This is a genomic window from Candidatus Nomurabacteria bacterium, from assembly GCA_016699365.1.
In the GTDB taxonomy this organism is placed as follows: Bacteria; Patescibacteriota; Minisyncoccia; order Phycocordibacterales; family UBA9973; genus CAZLWF01.
In genome coordinates this window covers 158,180-178,171 of sequence record CP064973.1, presented here as the reverse complement: position 1 = coordinate 178,171, position 19,992 = coordinate 158,180, and the positions used below count along the sequence as shown (strand labels likewise).

The 19,992-nt window shown below is 37.1% G+C and carries 23 protein-coding genes and 1 pseudogene; 16 read left to right on the top strand and 8 right to left on the bottom strand.

All coding sequences use genetic code 11. The features are described from left to right. Positions 1–36 precede the first annotated feature (36 nt). The 3 genes from IPJ63_00945 (at position 37) to IPJ63_00935 (ending at position 3,305) form a co-directional block, all read left to right on the top strand. Positions 37–822 carry a hypothetical protein gene (locus tag IPJ63_00945; protein QQR76820.1) on the top strand — a complete coding sequence of 262 codons (786 nt, stop codon included), beginning with the start codon at positions 37–39 and terminating at the stop codon, positions 820–822. A gap of 84 nt (positions 823–906) precedes the next feature. Then, positions 907–1,983, top strand: coding sequence for a hypothetical protein (locus tag IPJ63_00940; protein QQR76819.1), 1,077 nt, complete (start codon positions 907–909; stop codon positions 1,981–1,983). 32 nt (positions 1,984–2,015) lie between these two features. Beyond that, positions 2,016–3,305 (top strand): glycine--tRNA ligase, encoded by a 1,290-nt coding sequence (locus IPJ63_00935; protein ID QQR77009.1) that lies wholly within the window; start codon positions 2,016–2,018, stop codon positions 3,303–3,305. Between the two features lie 47 nt (positions 3,306–3,352). Here the strand turns inward: IPJ63_00935 and IPJ63_00930 are convergent, their stop codons facing one another. The 3 genes from IPJ63_00930 to IPJ63_00920 form a co-directional block, all read right to left on the bottom strand. Beyond that, positions 3,353–4,060 carry a hypothetical protein gene (locus tag IPJ63_00930; protein QQR76818.1) on the bottom strand — a complete coding sequence of 236 codons (708 nt, stop codon included), beginning with the start codon at positions 4,058–4,060 and terminating at the stop codon, positions 3,353–3,355. An 83-nt stretch (positions 4,061–4,143) separates the two neighbouring features. After that, the gene (locus IPJ63_00925) at positions 4,144–4,677 is read right to left on the bottom strand and encodes a hypothetical protein (GenBank protein ID QQR76817.1); all 534 of its coding nucleotides are present in this window, start codon (positions 4,675–4,677) and stop codon (positions 4,144–4,146) included. 106 nt (positions 4,678–4,783) lie between these two features. Further along, complete coding sequence (locus tag IPJ63_00920; GenBank protein QQR76816.1) at positions 4,784–5,167, bottom strand: hypothetical protein; 384 nt, start codon at positions 5,165–5,167, stop codon at positions 4,784–4,786. A 93-nt stretch (positions 5,168–5,260) separates the two neighbouring features. On the opposite strand from IPJ63_00920, the gene IPJ63_00915 reads away from it, so the two are divergent. The 11 genes from IPJ63_00915 to IPJ63_00865 all read left to right on the top strand — a co-directional run bounded on the left by IPJ63_00915 (position 5,261) and on the right by IPJ63_00865 (position 14,801). Continuing rightward, positions 5,261–6,529 carry an insulinase family protein gene (locus tag IPJ63_00915; protein ID QQR76815.1) on the top strand — a complete coding sequence of 423 codons (1,269 nt, stop codon included), beginning with the start codon at positions 5,261–5,263 and terminating at the stop codon, positions 6,527–6,529. A gap of 32 nt (positions 6,530–6,561) precedes the next feature. Further along, entirely contained in the window at positions 6,562–7,626 is a 1,065-nt protein-coding gene (locus tag IPJ63_00910) for an AI-2E family transporter (GenBank protein ID QQR76814.1), read from the top strand. A gap of 1 nt (position 7,627) precedes the next feature. Further along, the gene (locus IPJ63_00905; GenBank protein ID QQR76813.1) at positions 7,628–9,067 is read left to right on the top strand and encodes a methionine--tRNA ligase; all 1,440 of its coding nucleotides are present in this window, start codon (positions 7,628–7,630) and stop codon (positions 9,065–9,067) included. Between the two features lie 48 nt (positions 9,068–9,115). Further along, complete coding sequence (locus IPJ63_00900) at positions 9,116–9,604, top strand: hypothetical protein (GenBank protein QQR76812.1); 489 nt, start codon at positions 9,116–9,118, stop codon at positions 9,602–9,604. An 83-nt stretch (positions 9,605–9,687) separates the two neighbouring features. Beyond that, the gene (locus tag IPJ63_00895) at positions 9,688–10,551 is read left to right on the top strand and encodes a hypothetical protein (GenBank protein QQR76811.1); all 864 of its coding nucleotides are present in this window, start codon (positions 9,688–9,690) and stop codon (positions 10,549–10,551) included. Between the two features lie 66 nt (positions 10,552–10,617). Further along, on the top strand, positions 10,618–11,391 hold the full coding sequence (locus IPJ63_00890; GenBank protein ID QQR76810.1) for a TatD family hydrolase: 774 nt from the start codon (positions 10,618–10,620) through the stop codon (positions 11,389–11,391). Between the two features lie 116 nt (positions 11,392–11,507). After that, positions 11,508–11,975 (top strand): 30S ribosomal protein S6, encoded by a 468-nt coding sequence (locus IPJ63_00885; protein ID QQR76809.1) that lies wholly within the window; start codon positions 11,508–11,510, stop codon positions 11,973–11,975. Positions 11,976–12,056: 81 nt separating this feature from the next. Further along, positions 12,057–12,497 (top strand): single-stranded DNA-binding protein, encoded by a 441-nt coding sequence (locus tag IPJ63_00880; GenBank protein ID QQR76808.1) that lies wholly within the window; start codon positions 12,057–12,059, stop codon positions 12,495–12,497. An 18-nt stretch (positions 12,498–12,515) separates the two neighbouring features. Then, complete coding sequence (locus IPJ63_00875; GenBank protein QQR76807.1) at positions 12,516–12,716, top strand: 30S ribosomal protein S18; 201 nt, start codon at positions 12,516–12,518, stop codon at positions 12,714–12,716. A 95-nt stretch (positions 12,717–12,811) separates the two neighbouring features. Next, positions 12,812–12,949, top strand: coding sequence for a hypothetical protein (locus IPJ63_00870; GenBank protein ID QQR76806.1), 138 nt, complete (start codon positions 12,812–12,814; stop codon positions 12,947–12,949). Between the two features lie 91 nt (positions 12,950–13,040). Continuing rightward, the gene (locus tag IPJ63_00865) at positions 13,041–14,801 is read left to right on the top strand and encodes an ABC transporter ATP-binding protein (GenBank protein ID QQR76805.1); all 1,761 of its coding nucleotides are present in this window, start codon (positions 13,041–13,043) and stop codon (positions 14,799–14,801) included. Between the two features lie 44 nt (positions 14,802–14,845). Here the strand turns inward: IPJ63_00865 and IPJ63_00860 are convergent, their stop codons facing one another. Beyond that, positions 14,846–15,436, bottom strand: coding sequence for a hypothetical protein (locus IPJ63_00860; GenBank protein QQR76804.1), 591 nt, complete (start codon positions 15,434–15,436; stop codon positions 14,846–14,848). 130 nt (positions 15,437–15,566) lie between these two features. Here IPJ63_00860 and IPJ63_00855 point away from each other — a divergent pair, with 130 nt between their 5' ends. Both IPJ63_00855 and IPJ63_00850 read left to right on the top strand, forming a co-directional pair. Next, positions 15,567–15,788, top strand: coding sequence for a hypothetical protein (locus IPJ63_00855; protein QQR76803.1), 222 nt, complete (start codon positions 15,567–15,569; stop codon positions 15,786–15,788). Positions 15,789–15,878: 90 nt separating this feature from the next. Further along, positions 15,879–16,196 (top strand): hypothetical protein, encoded by a 318-nt coding sequence (locus IPJ63_00850; protein QQR76802.1) that lies wholly within the window; start codon positions 15,879–15,881, stop codon positions 16,194–16,196. Positions 16,197–16,363: 167 nt separating this feature from the next. Here IPJ63_00850 and recA read toward each other — a convergent pair. From recA to IPJ63_00830, 4 genes and pseudogenes are all read right to left on the bottom strand, one after another. Next, positions 16,364–17,421 (bottom strand): annotated as a pseudogene (gene recA / locus IPJ63_00845) (recombinase RecA). 4 nt (positions 17,422–17,425) lie between these two features. Then, positions 17,426–17,779: a hypothetical protein gene (locus IPJ63_00840; protein QQR76801.1), complete on the bottom strand. Its 354-nt coding sequence runs from the start codon at positions 17,777–17,779 to the stop codon at positions 17,426–17,428. 3 nt (positions 17,780–17,782) lie between these two features. Next, the gene (locus IPJ63_00835) at positions 17,783–18,157 is read right to left on the bottom strand and encodes a hypothetical protein (GenBank protein QQR77008.1); all 375 of its coding nucleotides are present in this window, start codon (positions 18,155–18,157) and stop codon (positions 17,783–17,785) included. Then, positions 18,118–19,980, bottom strand: coding sequence for a DNA translocase FtsK 4TM domain-containing protein (locus IPJ63_00830; protein QQR76800.1), 1,863 nt, complete (start codon positions 19,978–19,980; stop codon positions 18,118–18,120). The genes IPJ63_00835 and IPJ63_00830 overlap by 40 nt, the downstream gene beginning before the upstream one ends. Between the last annotated feature and the right edge of the window lie 12 nt (positions 19,981–19,992).

The window sequence follows — 19,992 nt, the reverse complement described above, 5'->3', positions numbered from 1 at the left end:
CGACCACACATACTTCACTGTGCTATAATTTTCTACATGGATAAAAGAGATGAAGCTCCAAATAGCTTAAATGAGCTTGAAAAACACTTATATACAAAAGACGATTCTGTTGTAAACAAGAAATCTTCTAGTGTGTTGCATAAAAAAGATTTTGCCGTATCTCCGACTTGGGGGAGTGACGCGGATCCTGTTTCTAGTAAAATTAATATTTCAAAAATAAATTCCCTCACCGATTCAATGAAACCATCTTTTTTTAAAAAAATTTTTATCTACTCTCTAATTGTCCTATTAGGGTCTTTGGTTTTTGCTGGATATAAACTTTTTGGTGGACCTGCGACTGTTTCAAATGACAACATAGATATAGTAGTTTTAGGTAATTCGTTTGCAGAAGGCGGAGAAGAGCTATCTTTACAGATTGAAATTACAAATAGAAATTCTGTACCTCTTGAACTCGCAGATTTGTTGGTTGAATATCCAAAAGGCGGAGCGACTGTTTCTGGTAGTGATATCGTGAGGTTGCCTAGAATAAACATAGGTACTATAGATTCTGGACGCACACACGGAGAAAATATAAAAGTAGTTTTGTTTGGAGAGCAGGGTAGTATAAAAGATGTAAAAGTTTCTCTTGAATATAGAATCCAAGGATCTAGTGCAATTTTTGTGAAAGATATAAATTTCCCCGTAACAATAAATTCTGCCCCTGTAACTTTATCTATTGATGCTCCTACAGAGAGTGCTTCAAATCAAGACATAACCCTAGTTATGAAAGTTGCTTCCAGTGCAGAGAAAAGTGCTGAAAATATGCTGATGCGCGTTGAGTAGCCATCAGGATTTAGATTTAGTGACTCCACTCCTGCGCCAGCCTCACTAGACAATGTTTGGGAACTTGGAGACATATCTTCTGGTATGGAAAAGACTGTGACTATAAAAGGTTCTCTAAATGGTCAGGATGGCGAAGAGCGCGCCTTTAGGGTTTATGTAGGAGAAGCTTCCGCGGATAACTTAACTTCTTTAGGTGTTACCTATACATCACTCTCACATATCATTTTAATCAAGAAACCTTTTCTTGAAACAGAGTTGTTTATAAACGGATCAAACTCAGAAGACGTAATAGTTTCTGGCGGTAAAGATATTGAATTTGAAATAAATTGGAAAAACAATCTTCCTACACGTGTTACTGATCTAGAGATGACTGCAAAAATAACAGGCAATGCCTATGACGAGAATTCACTGACTCTTGGAAGTGGTTTTTATGATTCTTTGAATAATAAAATTATTTGGGATAAAAGCACTACAAACGGATTTGTAGCTGTTGAGCCTGGAGATAGTGGAACTGTTTCATTTGATCTATCTTCTGTCCCTCTATATTCCGGGAATACATTACTTGAAAGTCCTTCTATAATTGTGGAGATTAGTATAAAAGGTAAACAACCTTCACTTGGTGGGCTAGTTACAGAAGTTACTAATTTTCAAAAAAGAACAGTTAAGGTTGCAACCGATTTACAAGTTGCGGGTAAGGCTCTGTATTTTCAAGGTCCTTTTGTAAACACAGGGCCTATGCCACCTCGCGCAGAACAGGAGACTACTTATACAATAACTTGGTCAGTTACAAACTCATCCTCTGATGTAACGGGCGCAGAAGCAAAAGCAGTTTTGCCTACTTATGTTAAGTATGCTGGAGCTACTTATCCTGCTAGTGAAAATATAATATACGATGATACAACCCGGACAGTCACATGGAAACTTGGCAATGTTTTATCTGGCACAGGACTAACTAAGACTATTCGAGAAGGTTCTTTCAAAATAGCTCTTACTCCATCTACTAGTCAGATAGATACTACTCCACAAATTATCCTAGAAACTGTTCTTACGGGTACAGATTCATTTACTGACACAATAATTCGTAGTTCTCGCTCTGCATTGACTACAGCCCTGTATAATGATAATAATTTTATAACTGGAATGGGTAAGGTAACTCCTTAATATATATGGAAAATAAACAAGAAGACAATTTGATGGAAAAGATAATTTCGCTCTGCAAGCGCCGTGGTTTTGTGTTTCAAGGATCTGAAGTGTATGGAGGACTTGCGGGGACTTACGATTACGGACATTTAGGTGCGGAACTTCTGAATAATATAAAAGATTCTTGGTGGAAAAAATTTGTTTCAAATCGTGAAGATATGTATGGTATTCGCGCTGCAATACTTATGCGCCAAGAAGTCTGGCAAGCTACAGGCCATGTAGACAATTTTGCTGATCCGATGGTTGAGTGCGAAAAATGTAAGAGACGTTTTCGTGCAGACCAAATAGAAGATAAAGAAAAATGCGCAGAATGTGATGGTAAATTAAGTGAACCAAAACAATTCAATATGATGTTTCAAACAAAAGTTGGAGCCTCAGAAGATTCTTCTGCTATATCATACCTTCGTCCAGAAACAGCTCAGGGAATATTTGTAAACTTCAAAAATGTAGTAGACGCATATCATCCAAAGCTTCCTTTCGGTATTGCTCAGATAGGTAAGGCTTTTCGAAATGAGATTACTCCACGAGATTTTCTTTTTCGTCAGCGTGAATTTGAACAAATGGAAATAGAATATTTTGTTCGTGAAGAAGACTGGGAAAAGACTTTTGATTTTTGGAAAGGCGCTATGATTGAATGGATGAATGAGGTTGGGATAGACACAGCAAAAACTCATGAGCTACTTGTAAGCGATGAAGATAGAGCTTTTTATTCTAAAAAAACTGTAGACTTCGAGTTTGATTATCCTTTTGGTAGGAAAGAACTTTTCGGCTTAGCATACAGAACTGATTACGATCTGAAGACTCATAAACTTGAATATATAGATGAAGAAGGGGGTGGGAAGATTACACCTCACTGTATTGAACCTTCTTTTGGTGCAGACAGAGCATTTTTAGCGGTATTACTTTCTGCGTACACAGAAGATGAAATGAATGGAGAAGTGCGAGAATATTTAAAATTAAAACCAAGTATTGCTCCTATTGTATGTGCTGTATCGCCACTTTTGAAAAATAAGCCTGAACTTGTAGATAAATCTAGAGAAGTTTTCAGTATGTTGAAGAAGGAATTTGGAAGAGTGGCATACGATGACAATGGAAACATCGGCAAGCGTTATCGTAGACAAGACGAGATTGGTACTCCATGGTGTATTGTTATAGACTTCGATACTTTAGGTGAAAATCCAGATTTATTGAACACAGTTACTATTCGTGATCGCGATACTGGCAAACAGGAACGTGTATCAATAGATGAGCTCGTTTCTTATATAAAAGAAAGATTGGTATAAAAAAAATAAAACCCGCTTCGCTTTAAATTTTGCGAATGCGGGTTTTTTTATTTGTAAATCAATTTAGGTGTTTTTCTAACTAGTGGGAAAGTTAGGTCTAGTTGGAATGCATTTGAGAACATGTTCCTTCCTTCGATTCGATCATTCCAAAGAACAATCTTTAACATCATCCACTGCTCGATCGCCCCAAAGCATACTCCACTCACTCCGTTGTTTGTATAGTACCCTCCAACGAAATATCCATTTTTAGCTATAAAGGCTAGCGCGTTGTAATCTAGGTCGTCGCCTAGTAATACTGCGTTTCCTTCAAAAAATATACTTCCAGAAGGGAATATAGAATCTATCAGATATCTAGCAGAGTAAGAGCTCGCAATATCTTGTTTTGAAGTACTACCAATTCCCACTCTTATTAAAAAGTTTTCTGTAATAAAAGGAGAATAAGTAAAAGTTGCGAGTGCTACACTAAACTCTTTTTTTGTTTCAAAAAACACAGCATCGATTTTTTTATAGACCATCATATTTGCTCCAATTCCAAAATGCGGATTTTTTAGGTCGAAGGAAGCTTCAATATTGTCACCAAAAAATATTTTTTGGTTGTCAAAGTCATTTTTCAATCCAACAAAAGTTCTATTTTGAATATGGCCAAAAGTATAATCTATATAAACTTTTTCTGTTTTCAAAGAATCTTCTTTTTGGCTTTTTGCCAAAAAGGGAAGTAGTACCATTGTGGCAAGTAAAACCAAATTTATTTTCATAATACAGTCTTTTCTTAATTAAACTCTTGAGCGTCTCCAATGTCAATGAAAACAAAAACCACAGAAAATTCTGTGGTTTATTTTTACTCCGTTGGTTTACCAAACATGAGTGTGTATGTTAGATGAAATCCTGCGGAATATGCGACGGAATATAATACGAAGTCCGTTAAATATATCCACCATTTTTTTTGGTCATATACATTTACCACTGTTCCAAAACATATTCCCGAAACCAACGAGGTCTTCGAGATTGTTCTAAATAAATGGTATCCGTCAGTTGTCCAGACGAACATTGTGGAGCTTCCTGGAAACGCCTCACCTTGGTTGGGGTCACCATTTGCCCACTTGTTATACCAGCTGCTGTCTGGATTCCAGTAGTTTTGTGGAGCATCTGGGAAGTCATTTTGAAAATATTCGTAATGAAATGCTAGTGTTTGACTCACACCATCGCTTGCTCCAGCAATAAATACCAGACCTGTTTTAACTGTATATTTCTGCCATGGACTGAGCCCGCTCTTTTCACTCTTTAGAAATGTAGGGCAGGATATAGAATTTTGAGATTTGATAACTTCGCTAAATAAGCAAATAAACGTAAGGAGGGTTATTATCTTCTTCATTAAGTAACTTTTTTGTTTTTATACCACAATGTTTAATTTTTTGCTATATAGAAAATAAAAAACCGCAGGAAACAAATCCTGCGGCTCACAATGTCCTAAAATATTTTTACTCGATGACCTTGAAGTTGGACACTTCGAGGTTGCCTTCGGCCAACACTATATCGTGCTCCTCCGAGAACATCCCGGATTCGTCCTCTACATAGGACTGGTCGATGGAGAGATATTTTATCAACACCTCTTCTCCGTTATGGAGGGCTTCTGCAATACCGGCTATTAATGTGTCCGGTACGAGGAATTCAGCCATGAACTCCTCACCATTCTGGTTTTCGAGGTAACCATATACCTTGCCCACAGGTAATTCTGCGAGTTCGATTTTGGTTTCTCCAACAGGAGACACATAGTCTCCAACCACAATAATCTCTTCTTTTGTGCAACTGCACATGGCGATCGAGATCAAAGCCGGAATTAAAAGAGCCTGTATAAACTTCATAATTTTATATCGATTTGTCAATATTATAGCATGTTTACCCTTTAAAGTCAAATATATAGGCAAAAACCCTTATTTTCTGGTATTATTCTAGGTATGAAAATAAAACGCACAAAGCTAGGCAATGGCCTCAGGGTTATCACTATCCCGATGAAAGACAATCCGACCGTAACAGTACTAGTGCTCGTAGAAACAGGCTCAAAATACGAAAACAAGGCCAATAATGGCCTATCTCACTTCCTTGAGCATATGTGCTTCAAGGGTACAGAGAGACGTCCCTCAGCTCGCGCTATATCACACGAGCTTGATGCTCTAGGTAGTCAGTACAACGCCTTTACTTCACAAGAATATACCGGTTACTACGCCAAGGCAGATTCAAAGCATTTCAAACAAGTTTTTGATGTAGTTAGTGACATATATCTGAATTCAACTTTTCCAGAAGGAGAGATGGAAAAGGAAAAAGGTGTGATAGTAGAGGAGATCAATATGTATGAGGATATGCCTCAACGTCATGTGCAAGATTTGTTTATGGAACTTCTATACGGTGACCAACCAGCAGGTTGGTGTATTGCAGGAACTCGCGAAAATGTTCGAGCAATGAAAAGAAAAGATTTTGTAAATTATAAAAAAGCGCATTATGTTCCTTCTGCAACAACAGTAGTGATTGCAGGAAGCGTAACTGAGAGTGAGATGCTAAGTGAAGCTAAAAAAGTTTTTGCAAAATTAAAAAATACAAAAAAGTCTACAAAGAAAAAAGTAATTGAGCGCCAATCTGCACCAAAAATTCTTTTGAAATACAAAGCTACAGATCAGACACATCTTGTGTTGGGTGTTCGAACTGAAAATGCTTATAGTAAAAACAATGCCTCATTGGCAGTCCTTGCGACTATACTTGGTGGAGGTATGTCATCTAGACTATTTATAAAACTTCGCGAAGAGATGGGTGTTACGTATTATGTAAAGTCAGACAATGATGCGTATACGGATCATGGATATTTTGAAATCAGAGCTGGAGTTACAAATGCTCGTGTAGAGGAAGTGGTGCGTGAGATCCTAAAAGAATGCATCGACTTGAAAGAAAATCTAGTCAGTGACGATGAGTTGAATAAAGTAAAAGAATACATAGTAGGTACCATGAAGCTTGAACTCGAGTCTACTGATGCATATGCGATGTTTTTCGGCGGACAAGAGGTGATGAGGAAGAAGCTCGAAGAACTGGAAAGCATGGAGCGTAAAATCAGAAAAGTCAGCAAGGAAGATGTGCGCAATATGGCTAAAAAAATATTTATCGACAAACATCTAAACCTAGCATTGATAGGGCCTTTCAAAGATAGTAAGTTTTTGGAAAAAGGCCTACATTTCTAGCAAAGACATAGTCTAAGTGCTATTATGCTCTTATGAGCGAACACAATAAAGAAATTAGTGTACATATAAGTTTTCGCAGTCTAGTAAATGCGGCACTTATTGTGCTTTTTATACTTTTTATATTTGCGATAAAAGATATCGTACTGGTCCTATTGGCTTCGATTGTAGTGGCTTCTTTTGTTGAGTCTGGGGTTAAAAAGATGCATCGTATTGTTGGTATGAATAGAACTCTTAGTGTGCTCGGTATATATTTCTTGGGCTTGGCTCTGCTTGTTGCAATATTTTATGCATTTCTACCTGTGTTCACCAATGAAGTTTCAAATCTAGTCAGGTTTATGGCCGACTACCTTCCTTCGTCTAGCTTCCTTTCCAATTTCCAAGATGATTCAACTGTTGATGGAGCAAAGGCTATTGTTTCTGGAATATCTCACAACATTTCTCTTACTTCTCTAATATCAAAGATCCAGGTTTTTGTGGCGGGTATATCAGGAGGTTTCCTTACCGCGGCATCTGTTTTATTTGGTGGAATTTTCAATCTAGTTTTACTTATAGTTATTTCTTTTTACCTTTCTATGCAAGAGAAGGGTATAGAAAGTTTTTTGCGAATAGTTACACCTAAAAATAAAGAGGCTTATGTGATCGGTCTATGGCAGAGAACAGAGCACAAGATCGGACTTTGGGTTCAGGGTCAATTACTTTTGGGATTAATTATTGGAGTAGTTACTTATGTTGGTCTCTCTCTGATGGGAGTTGAATATGCCTTCTTGCTAGCTCTTGCGGCGGCTATATGTGAACTTATTCCTTTTGGAATAATATTGGCTGCAATCCCGGGAATTATCTTTGGATATATGAGCGGGGGAGTTTCACTTGCGGTTATAGTTATACTTTTTTATACAATAGTCCAACAGATCGAAGGATACATACTTGCTCCAATGATTGTTAAGAAGGTTGTCGGGGTTTCTCCGCTAATAGTTATATTGTCTCTATTGATTGGTGCAACTCTTGCTGGTTTCTGGGGAATATTACTTGCTGTGCCGATCGCAGTTTGTCTCCTGCAATTTTTTGATGACTTAGAAAAGAAAAAACTCGAAGTATAAAATGTCTAAACCTTTTTACATAACAACAACGTTGCCGTATGTTAACGCGGAACTACATATGGGGCACGCGCTCGAATTTATCCGCGCGGATTCCGTAGCTCGATATCATGAACTTGTAGGTGAGGAAGTTTTTTTCAATTCTGGCACAGATGAGCACGGTAGCAAGATATTTAAAAAGGCTGAGAGCGAAGGTAAAGATGTAAAAACTTTTGTAGATGAAAACGTAGAAAAATTTTATGAATCAGTAAAACTTTTTGGAGTAAAGAACGATATTCATTTTATAAGAACATCTGACGAGCGACATATAAAGGCCGCACAAGAATTCTGGAGCACGGTAGAGAAAAATGGATACATATATCTGAAAAACTATCAGACAAAGTATTGCGTTGGTTGTGAAAGCGAAAAGACAGATTCAGAACTTGTAGATGGTAAGTGTCCCGATCATTCAAATATGGAACTAGAGCTTATAGACGAAGAAAACTATTTCTTCAAGTATTCTGCCTTTACTGAAAAGTTGAAAAATTTTTATGAGAAAAATCCAAACTTCGTAATACCAGACTTTCGTTTCAATGAAGTGAGGGCTTTTGTCGAGCGCGGACTTGAAGATTTTTCTATTTCACGTCTTAAATCCAAAATGCCATGGGGAATAGAAGTCCCTGGTAATCCTGAGCACGTGATGTACGTATGGTTCGATGCGCTTGTGAACTATATAGCAAACGTTGGATATCCGACTGATATGAAAACTTTTGAAAAATACTGGAAAAACGGAACACCGACTCAGTATTGTGGTAAAGACAATACTCGCTTCCAGGCTAGTATGTGGCAGGCGATGCTTATGGCTGCAGACTTACCAAACTCTCACCAGATAATAGTAAACGGGCACATAACAGCAGATGGTGGGGTAAAGATGAGTAAGAGTCTAGGGAACACTGTTGACCCGAAAGACATTGCTCGTGAGTATGGCGTAGATGCGTTGCGATTTTTCTTACTAAAAGAAGTTTCTAGTTTCGAAGATTCTCCGTTTACTCTTGAGCGATTCAAAGACGCATACAACGCCGGTCTTGCAAATGGATTGGGGAACCTGACATCACGAATACTAACACTTTCTGAAAAGTATTTAGAAGATCCTATTGTGGATGATGGAATAGACAGAGCTCCTGACTTCAATTCTTCCATGGATAATTTTGATATAAGTTTTGCTATGAATATAGTTTGGCATCATATATCAGAGACAGATAAATTTATTCAAGAAAATAAACCTTTTCAAGTAATTAAAGATGATGAACAAAAAGGAAAAGACTTAATAACTGAGTGCGTTAAAAGACTTTGGAAAATTCAAAAAATGATAATTCCTATGCTCCCACAAACAGCAAAAGAAATTGAAAAAAATTTAAGACTAAATAAAAAACCAGAACAACCTCTATTTTTGAGAGTAGGGTAGATTTGACTTTTGGGGTATGTCGGGGTATTCTGATAAAAAATTTTAGTAATGGGGAAAAAAAGTGAATTTTCTAACAGAGCGGCTAGTAAAACCTTGGACTTTTTAGATAGCCCAGAAGGACAAAAGGCATTAAGGAAAATTTTATCTCTGGAAAAAGCCAGGAAACGCAGAGCTAGACTTGACTGGGATAATTGGGAAAAGGAGTTTATTAAAAATGTAATTAAAAAGGATAGGTTTGATGAGTGGATGGACCGCCTGAGAAAAGCTCATAATGAGTCTTATAAGAGGAGGCTAATGAGCAAAGGTATAGAACCTCATCCAAATAAGAATCTTTACCGAACTTTCTATTTTGCTCAAGATAATGGAAAGGAAGTTAATTTGAGAAGAAAGTTGGATAAATATACTCCCAACGAATTCACAACGTCCTTGGTGGAATATAATGGATACTATTTCCATATTATCCATGGACAAGGTGTTGGCTTCAAAGTATTGAAAGCTACAAAAAATGGGAAAGCTGAAGACTTTATCTCCATATAGGTATAAAACCGGATCGTTCCGGTTTTTCTTTTTGACAAAAATATTTATATATTGTAATATCTTGTAAAATAAAATTGATTATTATGAAAAAAATTATGTTCTTTGCTGTAGCAATATTGGCTTATTTTTCTGCAATGTCCGAAGTGGTTCTCGATAAAAAAGAGCTCGGAGTAGAGATAAAAAGGGTTAGGGATGAGATATGGTATATCCATAACATACAACTCGACCAGAAGACGTGTGACTCCATCAATAATTGTACGATTAATCGCTCGTTTGAGTATCCAGTAGAGTCATTTGTCCTATCTGATTCAAAATGGAACTTAAATAATTTTCAAATGGGGAATATTTATACAAACGGGTATATATCATATAAAAAAATTTCAGAAACCCGAACTTTTTCTGACTATGGTTTTTTTGGAAAATATGTAAATACCGAGTTAAATTTACTTTTGGATAAAAAGGAAGGAAGGGTAATCGGAAAAGAAGTTGTAGAAATAAAAAATAAATTTGCTTTCGAGAATCTTATTTTTTTGTTGGGGATAACTTTTTTTTCTGCGATGTTTTTTCTATTAATTAGTAAGTATGGATATAGAGCTCACTCTTTACGAATGATTTTTATAAGTTTTATAATCGGATTACTGACAATAATTTTTTTAGCTGTGAATACGGATAGTATTATGCCGTTTGGAGCTTCAAATTTGATTGTTTGGATTCTGTTAATTCTTTGCACTATATTCTATATATATGCAGTTAATAAAAGATTTAATGAAAATTTTACTAAAAATCGAATTAGATTTTATTTCTATCCAATTATATGCATAACATATATTTTTATGTACAACATATATACAGGGTTTGATTTTTGGATTTTTAGCTTAATAGCTATAGTATTTGGATTAATTCTTTCTTTTCTATATAGAGGAAAAAAAGAATTAATCACTCAGTGATTTTTTAAAGTCTGATAAATTAATCAGGCTTTTTCTTTTTGCTCAATTTTATGAGATAGTAGAGGGATGCAAATACGATATATAGATATACATTCACACTTAAATCTTTCGCCACTTTTGGAAACCCAAAGTGAAGTGATAGAGCGGATGAAGGAAAAAGGTGTTGCGACCATAACAGTTGGAACAGAGCTTGCGACAACTCGTGAAGCTATTCGTCTTGCTGAACAAAATGATTTTTTATATGCGACAGTTGGGATACATCCAAATCATGAAGAGTCTTGGAGTGATGAGCTAGAAGAGCTCGCTAAAAATCCTAAAGTTGTTGCGATAGGTGAGACAGGTTTGGATTATTTCCGAAACGAGAGTGAAGAATCAAAAGTTCGTCAAAAAGAAATTTTCTTAAAACATATCGAACTTGCAGAAAAAGTCGGTAAGCCGCTTATGATACATTCTCGTCCAAGTAAGGGGAGTATGGATGCATATGAAGAAGTTTTGAATATTCTTGGTGGAGTAGGAGTACGTGCCAATTTTCACTTTTTTGTGGGCAATGTAGATGTAGCTAAAAGAGCGCTCGAAGGCGGACATACTATGAGTTTTGATGGGCCGGTTACTTTCTCGGGCGACTATGACGAGGTGATCCGATTCTTGCCACTAGAGTCTATAATGGCCGAAACAGACGCCCCATACGCAGCCCCAGTGCCTTATAGAGGCAAAACTTGCGAACCATGGATGGTAGAGGAGGTTTATAAAGCAATTGCTCGTATAAAAGGCCTAGATGAGGAGGAGGTGCGGAATGTTTTGATTGAAAACTCTAAAAGGTTTTTCAAGCTTGATTTTTAGACTATGCCCTGTTAGTATGGGCACATCCCGTTAGTCACAGATCTGACTCTGTGGCTCCTTGGTCCGAAGCGGGATTTTTACGAAATTAAATTCGGGCGCCTTTCGGCGCTTTTATTATGGAAAACGAAATAAAAAAATTAACTGTATACGAAATATCTTATCTTTTTGTGCCTCATATAGCTGAGGAGCAATTGGGAGCGAAAGTTACTGCAATCAAAGATTTGATAACTGAAAGAGGGGGAGTATTCATATCTGAAGATCATCCTCGTCTAATCGATCTTGCATACAGAATGGATCGTACAATCGCAAACAAGAAAGAGAAGTTTTTGAAGGCTTATTTTGGATGGGTAAAATTTGAACTTGATCCAAGTAAGATCGAAGAAATCTCTAAGCTTCTTGCTATGAACGAAGAGATAATAAGATTCTTGGCTATAAAGACTATTCGCGAGAATACTCTTATATCAAAGAAGCCTTTCGGTAAAGATTCTGCAAAGAAGACTCGTTCTACTGAAGACGAAGTAAAACTTCCTATAAACAAAGAGGAGGTAGATGCAGAAATTGAGAAGATGGTTGCTGCTGAATAAAAGACGATAAGTTTTGTAAATTGTTATACAATATAGAAAATTAGGTTTACGTCGAATTATTAAGTAAGTATAAAAATAATTATGTATCTCAATAAAGCTATGCTCATTGGGAATCTAACAAGAGACCCTGAGCTAAAATCTCTTCCGTCAGGTGTGAAAGTTGCAAGTTTTAGTCTAGCAACAAATAGATCTTGGAAAGATGCAAATGGTGCAAAACAAGATTCTACTGAATACCACAACTTAGTGGCTTTCGGTAAGCCAGCTGAGCTTATATCTCAGTATTGCAAGAAAGGGAATTCTCTATATGTAGACGGACGTCTGCAAACTAGAAGCTGGGAGCAGGATGGTCAAAAGAAATATCGCACTGAAATAGTTGTCGAAAATTTCCAATTTGGTCCAAAAAGTTCTGGGGGTGCGAGTGGAGATTTGTCGAAATCAGAAGGTCCTTCAAAAAATTCTGGAGAGCCAGATACAATTGAATATCCATCTGAAGACATAAACGCCGAAGATATACCGTTTTAAAAATTAATTATAAAAACTATGAAACAAGATTATTTCTCAGCAAATAACATCAAGCATATCGACTACAAAGATATTGATGTCTTGCGAAAATTTGTGAATCCGAACGGACGTATCTTGTCTCGAAAGAAGACAAATATGACTGCAAAGAACCAAAGAAAGCTTGCTCTTGCTATAAAGCAATCACGCTTCATGGGTTTGATGCCTTATATCGCAAAATAAAACAAAAACACCCCGCAGGCGCGGGGTGTTTTTGTTTTCCCCAAACAATAGTTTGACTTTTTTTAAAAATATGCTAAGATAATAAAGTTATGAATATGATAAACACACAATCAAATACTTCAATCAGTCTCGCACATAAGTTCGGGGCGGTTACACCAATCGTTTTTGAACGTGCGTATTCTGTCGTTTCAAATATCTCAATCCCGGCCGGACCGGATGTTAAAAGGATTTAAGAATCTATCTTGAATGTTTAAAACATCCTATCGGGCAACCAATAGGATGTTTTAAACCATATTGTTCATTCAAAAAAATAAATAAAGAAATATGCAACAGAAACAACTTTTTGCTCCTGTATGGAAGCATTGGAAAAAAGCTTTTTATGCTTTCCGTAAAATTGCATTTGCAACAATGCTATTTTACGGTATTGCGATATTTATTGAGTCAGTCCTTGAGCCAGTTTTCTGGAAAATGTTGATTGATTCTATTGTCGCAAAAAAAGGTGACACGCTTGTATTTTTTAGTCTTATTGCGGTTGGAGGTGTATTTGCTTGGATGGCAAATAGACTTGGAGACTGGTTTATCGTTCATACGGAGACCAAGATAATAAAATACCTTAAAGACTATGCAATCAAGGATTTGCTTAAACGTAGTACGGATTTTTTCCTAAGTACGTTTGCAGGTTCTATAGTCGCTAAAAGTAGGAGGTTTGCTGGGACCACAGAAACAGTATTCGATGAATTTGTTTTTACGTTACTTCGTGTTTTTATAATATTATGCGGAGTATTCTTTGTGGTATTTAGTACCATGCCTGGACTGGGGTTTGTATTTGTTGTATGGACCTTGTCGTTCTTGTTATTGTCGTTTTATTTTTCTAAAAAGAGAACGCCATATGACTTGAGATCTGCAGATGCAGATTCTCATACAACAGGACACATGAGTGATATTATTGGAAGTGTTCATATGATTCATTCGTATACCGCTGAAGACAGAGAGCACGATGAATTTAAAAAAACCACTTACGATGAATACAAGCATAGAGCAAAGGCGTGGCTTCTAGGGAATAAATTCAATGCAATACAATCCCTGCTCGTCCTTACGTTCAAGCTTGTGTCTATGTATATAGTTATCAGACAAGCGACCCTTGGGTTGGTAACTATTGGTACAGTAGTATTGATCTATTCATATATCGGTACACTTACTAGTTATATGTGGCAAGTTTCAAGGGCTATAACAAATATTCGCAAATCTCTCGCAGATGCATATGACATGTCGATTGTGTTGAGTGAAGATCCTACGATTCAAGACACACCAGAGCCTAAAAAGCTCAATGGTGATCGTACGATTTGCTTCAACGATGTGTCATTTAAATATCCAAATAAAGATTCGGTGGTATTGGATCACTTGAATCTTTGCTTGAAGCCAGGAAAAAGATATGGATTTGTGGGCACAACAGGTGCAGGTAAGACAACTATTACTAGACTCTTGCTAAGACAATTCGATATACCTGATGGATATGGATCGATTACTATTGGAAAAGTGGACATACGTGATATTACCCAAAAAGAGCTTAGGCAAACTTTGAGTTATGTATCACAAGATCCAAGTTTCCCGCATAGGAAAATAAAAGAAATAATTGCGTTTGGAAAACCGGATGCAACAATGGAAGAGATAGTAGCTGCTGCAAAACGTGCATCATGTCATAGCTTTATAACCGAGAAATTGGAAAAAGGATATGACACACTTGTAGGTGAGCGGGGAGTAAAACTCTCTGGCGGACAACGCCAAAGACTTGCTATCGCTGCTGCATTTTTGAAAGATGCAGAGATACTCATGCTTGATGAGCCGACGAGCGCACTTGATACCGAAACTGAAAATGAAGTACAAATGGTGCTTCGTGAGATGGTAGGCAAGACAATGCTTGTTATAGCCCATAGGCTTACTACTGTCGCTCAGCTCGATGAGATCATTGTTATCGATGGAGGACGAGTATATGAACGTGGAACTCATAATGAACTTATGAATCTACCTGATGGGCTTTATCGCTCACTTTGGGAACGTCAGTATGCGAACTTAGAGCAAAATTAAATACAAAAACCCGCTATACAGCGGGTTTTCTTTTTTTGTAAAGATTATTTATCGGAAGCTCGCTCGACATACTCACCAGTTTCTGTATTTACGATTATCTTATCGCCTTCGGCAATAAACAGGGGAGCGTTTATAGTAGCACCGTTTTCAAGAGTGACAACCTTGTTTCCTCCAGTTCGAGTGTCGCCTTTGATTGCGGGTGGAGCTTCCTTAACAACATATGTCATCTTAATAGGAAGATTGATGCTTATGATTTTCTCTTCATCATCCTCATCTGTCCATACGAGAGCTGTTACGTTCTCATTTGGTTTTAGGAATTTTACATTTGATCCTAGTATTTTTTCATCGAGTTTAAAACGATTGCTTGGGTCGCTAGGGTCTGCGAACCAGAACTCACCCTTGTTTGTATATAGGAATTTTACTTCACGTTTCTCCAAATCTGCCTCACTCGCTGTATCAGATGAGCGGAAAGTTTCGTTTACTGCGCGACCGTTTATAAGTGAGCGCATTTTTACTTGGTTTTGAGGTTTGCGTTGTTGAGTGCGAGCAACGTGACTTTCAAGGACCTCAAAAGGCTCCTCGTTCCAAATAATGATCTTTTTTTCTTTTATTTCACTGTAGGAAAGTATAGACATGTTGAATGAAATTAGGCCGTTAGGCTCTAGCTAATAACACAAAGATTCTAGCCCAAACAGCCTTATTTTGCAACGGTTATTTTATTGACTTATCTATCTATATATGACATAATATAAAAAAATAAAACGTATGAGAATATTGGTAATCTTATTTTCTTGTGTGGCTTACATTGCTGCATTCGTGTTCATTATGGCACTTATGACTTTAGTCATAGAAAGTGCATACGGAACCCCGCTATCTATTCTAGGAGAGGTAACTGTATTTGCGGGAGCCTTTGTATTTGCAATTCCATCTACAATCACTTTTGCGGTGATGCTGGGTGCTATTGCAAAAGGCATTGAGGAAAACTAATTCACAAACCCGTTCCGCATTCGCGGAGCGGGTTTAATCTTTTGGTTGATATATTTTATACAAGGAGTACAATCTAGAAAAGCTATTTTTATGGAAATATATAGTTTTGTAATTATATTTTTTTATATTTGCGTATACATTGTTGGAATGTTTTATGCATTAGTAGGGGAGTATTTGGCAGAATCAAAAGACCTATGGAGCCCATATTTTACTTTAATTGGGATATTGTGTCTTTTGATCGCTTCAAGAAAAGTCGCCCGAATTATATATTCTGCATTTGATAACAAGCAGTTCGTTTTGATGATTGTGCTACTACTGTCTGTGCTAGTTGTTAGGTATTTTTTAAATTCATATAGAAAAAATATGATTACATCTACTCCAAATACATTGGATAGTGTATTTCTATAAAAACAATATAAAAAAACCCGTAAGGGTTTTTGTTTTTTGTAACCCATATCATGTACTTAGTAATTTAAAATTTTCCGAGAACTAAACAATAAATTACCACTGATGAAATAAAAGTTATAGGCAAAAGAAAACCCCCGAAGGGGAATTCTTGCTAGTGTCTTTTTTTATTACTCTCCACTACTTGAAACTTGTATTTCTCCAAAGCGAGATTTAACTTGTTTCAAAATTTCATTAGATAGTTTTGAATTTTCCTTCAAAAACGTACGTGTTGCGTCATATCCTCGTCCAAGTTTCACTGCACCTTCGCCATCTTTGCCTTTGTACTCATATGAACCACCTGAAGATTTTGTGATTATTCCAAGTTTTTCACCTAAAGCCATTAGTTCACCTTCGCGGGATATTCCTTCTCCGTATATTATATCGAACTCAGTTTGTTTAAATGGAGCGGCAACTTTATTTTTTACTACTTTTACTCGTGTGCGCCCTCCTACAACTTCTTCACCTTTTTAATTTGAGCTATGCGACGTATATCTAGTCGAACTGATGTATAGAATTTCAACGCCTTTCCTCCTGGTGTAGTTTCAGGATTTCCAAACATTACGCCAATCTGCATTCTTATTTGGTTTATGAAAATAACAGTTGTCTTTGATCGAGCAACGATTGCTGTAAGTTTTCGCAAAGCTTGGGACATTAGGCGAGCTTGTTTGCCCACGTGCTGAGCGCCCATATCACCTTCGATTTCATCTTTTGGAGTAAGAGCTGCAACTGAGTCTATTACTACTACGTCGATTTTTCCAGATCGTACAAGTGATTCACATATTTCAAGACCTTGCTCTCCTGTGTCTGGTTGAGAAATTAGAAGTTCATTTGTTTTAACACCAAGATTTTTTGCATAAACTGGATCCATTGCATGTTCTGCGTCTATGTATGCACAAACACCTCCAGTCTTTTGTGCTTCGGCAACTATGTGAAGCGCAAGAGTTGTTTTTCCAGATGATTCTGGTCCAAATATTTCTATTATACGTCCGCGGGGGACACCACCAACTCCAAGAGCCATATCAAGCCCGAGCGATCCAGTAGAAATAGTATTTATGTCTACTTTTGGTGTGTCACCAAGTTTCATAATTGCACCTTCTCCGAATTTTGTTTGAATGGAACGAATTGTATCTTCAATCTCCATTCCTACTTGCTTCTTTTCTTTTGGGGCTGTTTTTTTGAATGCCATAAATTTATTGATTACTTACTAAATAGACTACTTTATATATCTCGGTTGTGTCTTTACCGAATTTATCTTTCACATACAATGATACCACATTCTCTCCTGGTAAAAGTACTATTGGTTCACTAAAATCTCCTTCTTTTGATATAAATACTTCATTTCCATTTAGGGTGACAAAACTAGCCCTTTTTGCATTACCATCTATTTGTATATTTGGATCTGTGACAACCATACCATTCTCTATGCCTTCAACTTTTATATTTATTCCGAATATTAGGTCATGAAGTCTAAAAATTGCATATAAAAAAACTATTATTCCGAATACAATGCCTGCACCCATACCAGCTTTTTGTTTGAAGGTCATATTTTATCCAGTAAATCCAGATTGCTCTGCTTCAGCAGTTTTTTCCAGGACCTCTCTAGGTTTTGCTCCATTACCAGGACCGACTACACCTCTTTCTTCTAGGATATCTATTAGTCTAGCTGCTCTTGCGTAGCCTATACCAAGTTTTCTCTGAAGGAATGAAGTTGAAGCTTTCTGTGTTTCTATAACTATTTGCCTAGCTTCTTCATATAAATCATCATCCTCGCTAGTATCGTTGTCTAGAGTCGCGCTAAATATACTAGGTTCGCTTGTTAGGGGACCCGAAAAAGCTATATCGTCACCTGGAACTTCGTTTCTAAATGCTTCTGATAGATATTTTACAACTTTTTGACCTCGTCTTCTGATATAAATGCAGATTGTAGACGTTCTGGTTGACCTTCTCCTCCAGAGAAGAGCATATCTCCAGCTCCTAGAAGTTTTTCAGCTCCGCTTGTATCTAGAATTGTTCGAGAGTCTACTTGAGTAGGAACACGTAGAGCTATACGAGTAGGTACGTTTGCCTTGATAAGTCCTGTGATCACGTTTACCTCAGGTCTCTGAGTAGAGAGTATAAGATGTATTCCGACAGCGCGAGACATTTGTGCTAGGCGAACGATAGCACTCTCTAGTTCACGAGGATAAGCTTGCATAATATCAGCCAACTCGTCGATTATGATAACTATATAAGGCATACGGTCCATAATCTCTTCACTATCTTTTGGTTTTTTGGCATATATATTGTCATGGTATGACTCAATATCTCGAACAGAATGACTCTGTAGTATGTCATAACGTCTTTCCATTTCTTTTGCTGCCCACTTAAGCGCCAATATACATTTCTTGGCGTCAGTAATAACAGGCGTAAGAAGGTGGGGGATCTTGTTGTATAGAGTTAGTTCTACGCGTTTTGGATCCACCATTATGAATTTTAGGTCCTCAGGTCCGTTTCTATATAGAAGTGAAGTAATAAGTGCGTGTATGGTGACAGATTTACCAGATCCAGTTGTACCCGCAATAAGGGCATGAGGAGCTTTGGCTATATTTATATGAGTAGGCTTACCCGCAACATTTCTTCCAAGTGCAAATATCAAAGGTTTTGGAGAATTTATAAAGTTCGGATCTGCAAGAAGTGCACCGAGACCGACAGTTGATTTTGTTTTGTTCGGGATCTCTATTCCCACGAGTGACTTTCCAGGAATAGGCAACTCCATACGTATAGGATGGGCGGCAAGTGCGAGAGCTAGGTCATTTTGCAGTGCTGCGATACGAGAAAGCTTCACACCTTGGGCAGGCTTCAGTGCGTATCTTGTAACAGTAGGTCCGATAGTTATCTCATCCATCTCTACTATAATTCCAAAGTTTGCTAAAGTGCGCTGAATTATATTTGCGTTTGCTTTTATGTCTCCAACATTTGGCTTGCCTTTGTCTGGTTCTAGAAGTGATAGAGGTGGGGGAGTGTAAGTACTAGCTTTATTTTTTGATTTAGCTAAAACGAATTCTTCGTCTGCCACAGAATCTTTGCCATCTTTCTTTTTTGTTTCTGGTTCAGATTTTTTTATTTCTTCTATTTTTTCTGGCTCAGGATTTGTGGTGTCTTCTGGTTTGGCTACATATGCCTCAGTTTCCATTTCTTCTTCGTTGTCTTTTTTACCAAACAAGAAATTTCTAACCCGAACAGGAAGTGTGCCCATGTTTGGTCGAGTATCAAATAATATAAATATTGAGATTATTAGTAGTGCTCCTAAAAATAAAATACTTGCATATGTATCAAATAGTGCGACAAAAGGCCATGCGATTATCCGTCCTATGTATCCACCCGGTAAGGTGTTTGATAAAACTACAATATCGATAATACCTAAAACAGATATAAAAAAGAGTGCAGTTCCTATGGAGTGCGTTAGTGCCAAACTAGGTCTTTCGGATCTAAGAAAAGATATACCAAGAGCGATAGAAAATATTGGAAGTAGATAATATCCAACACCCAATAATTTTGAAAATAAATTGTAGAAAAATGATCCAGCTACGCCAGCATTGTTCCAAAGAGATAGAAGTAGAAAGAATGCTATAGTCAGACACAATATCGCGTAAACTCCATTTTTTGTCTCATCTTTTAATCTAGAAACAGGCACTTTTTTTACATCAGAAGAGGTCTTTTTACCAACATCACCCTTCTTGCTATTTTTAGCTATATTTTTTGCCATGATAAACATTAG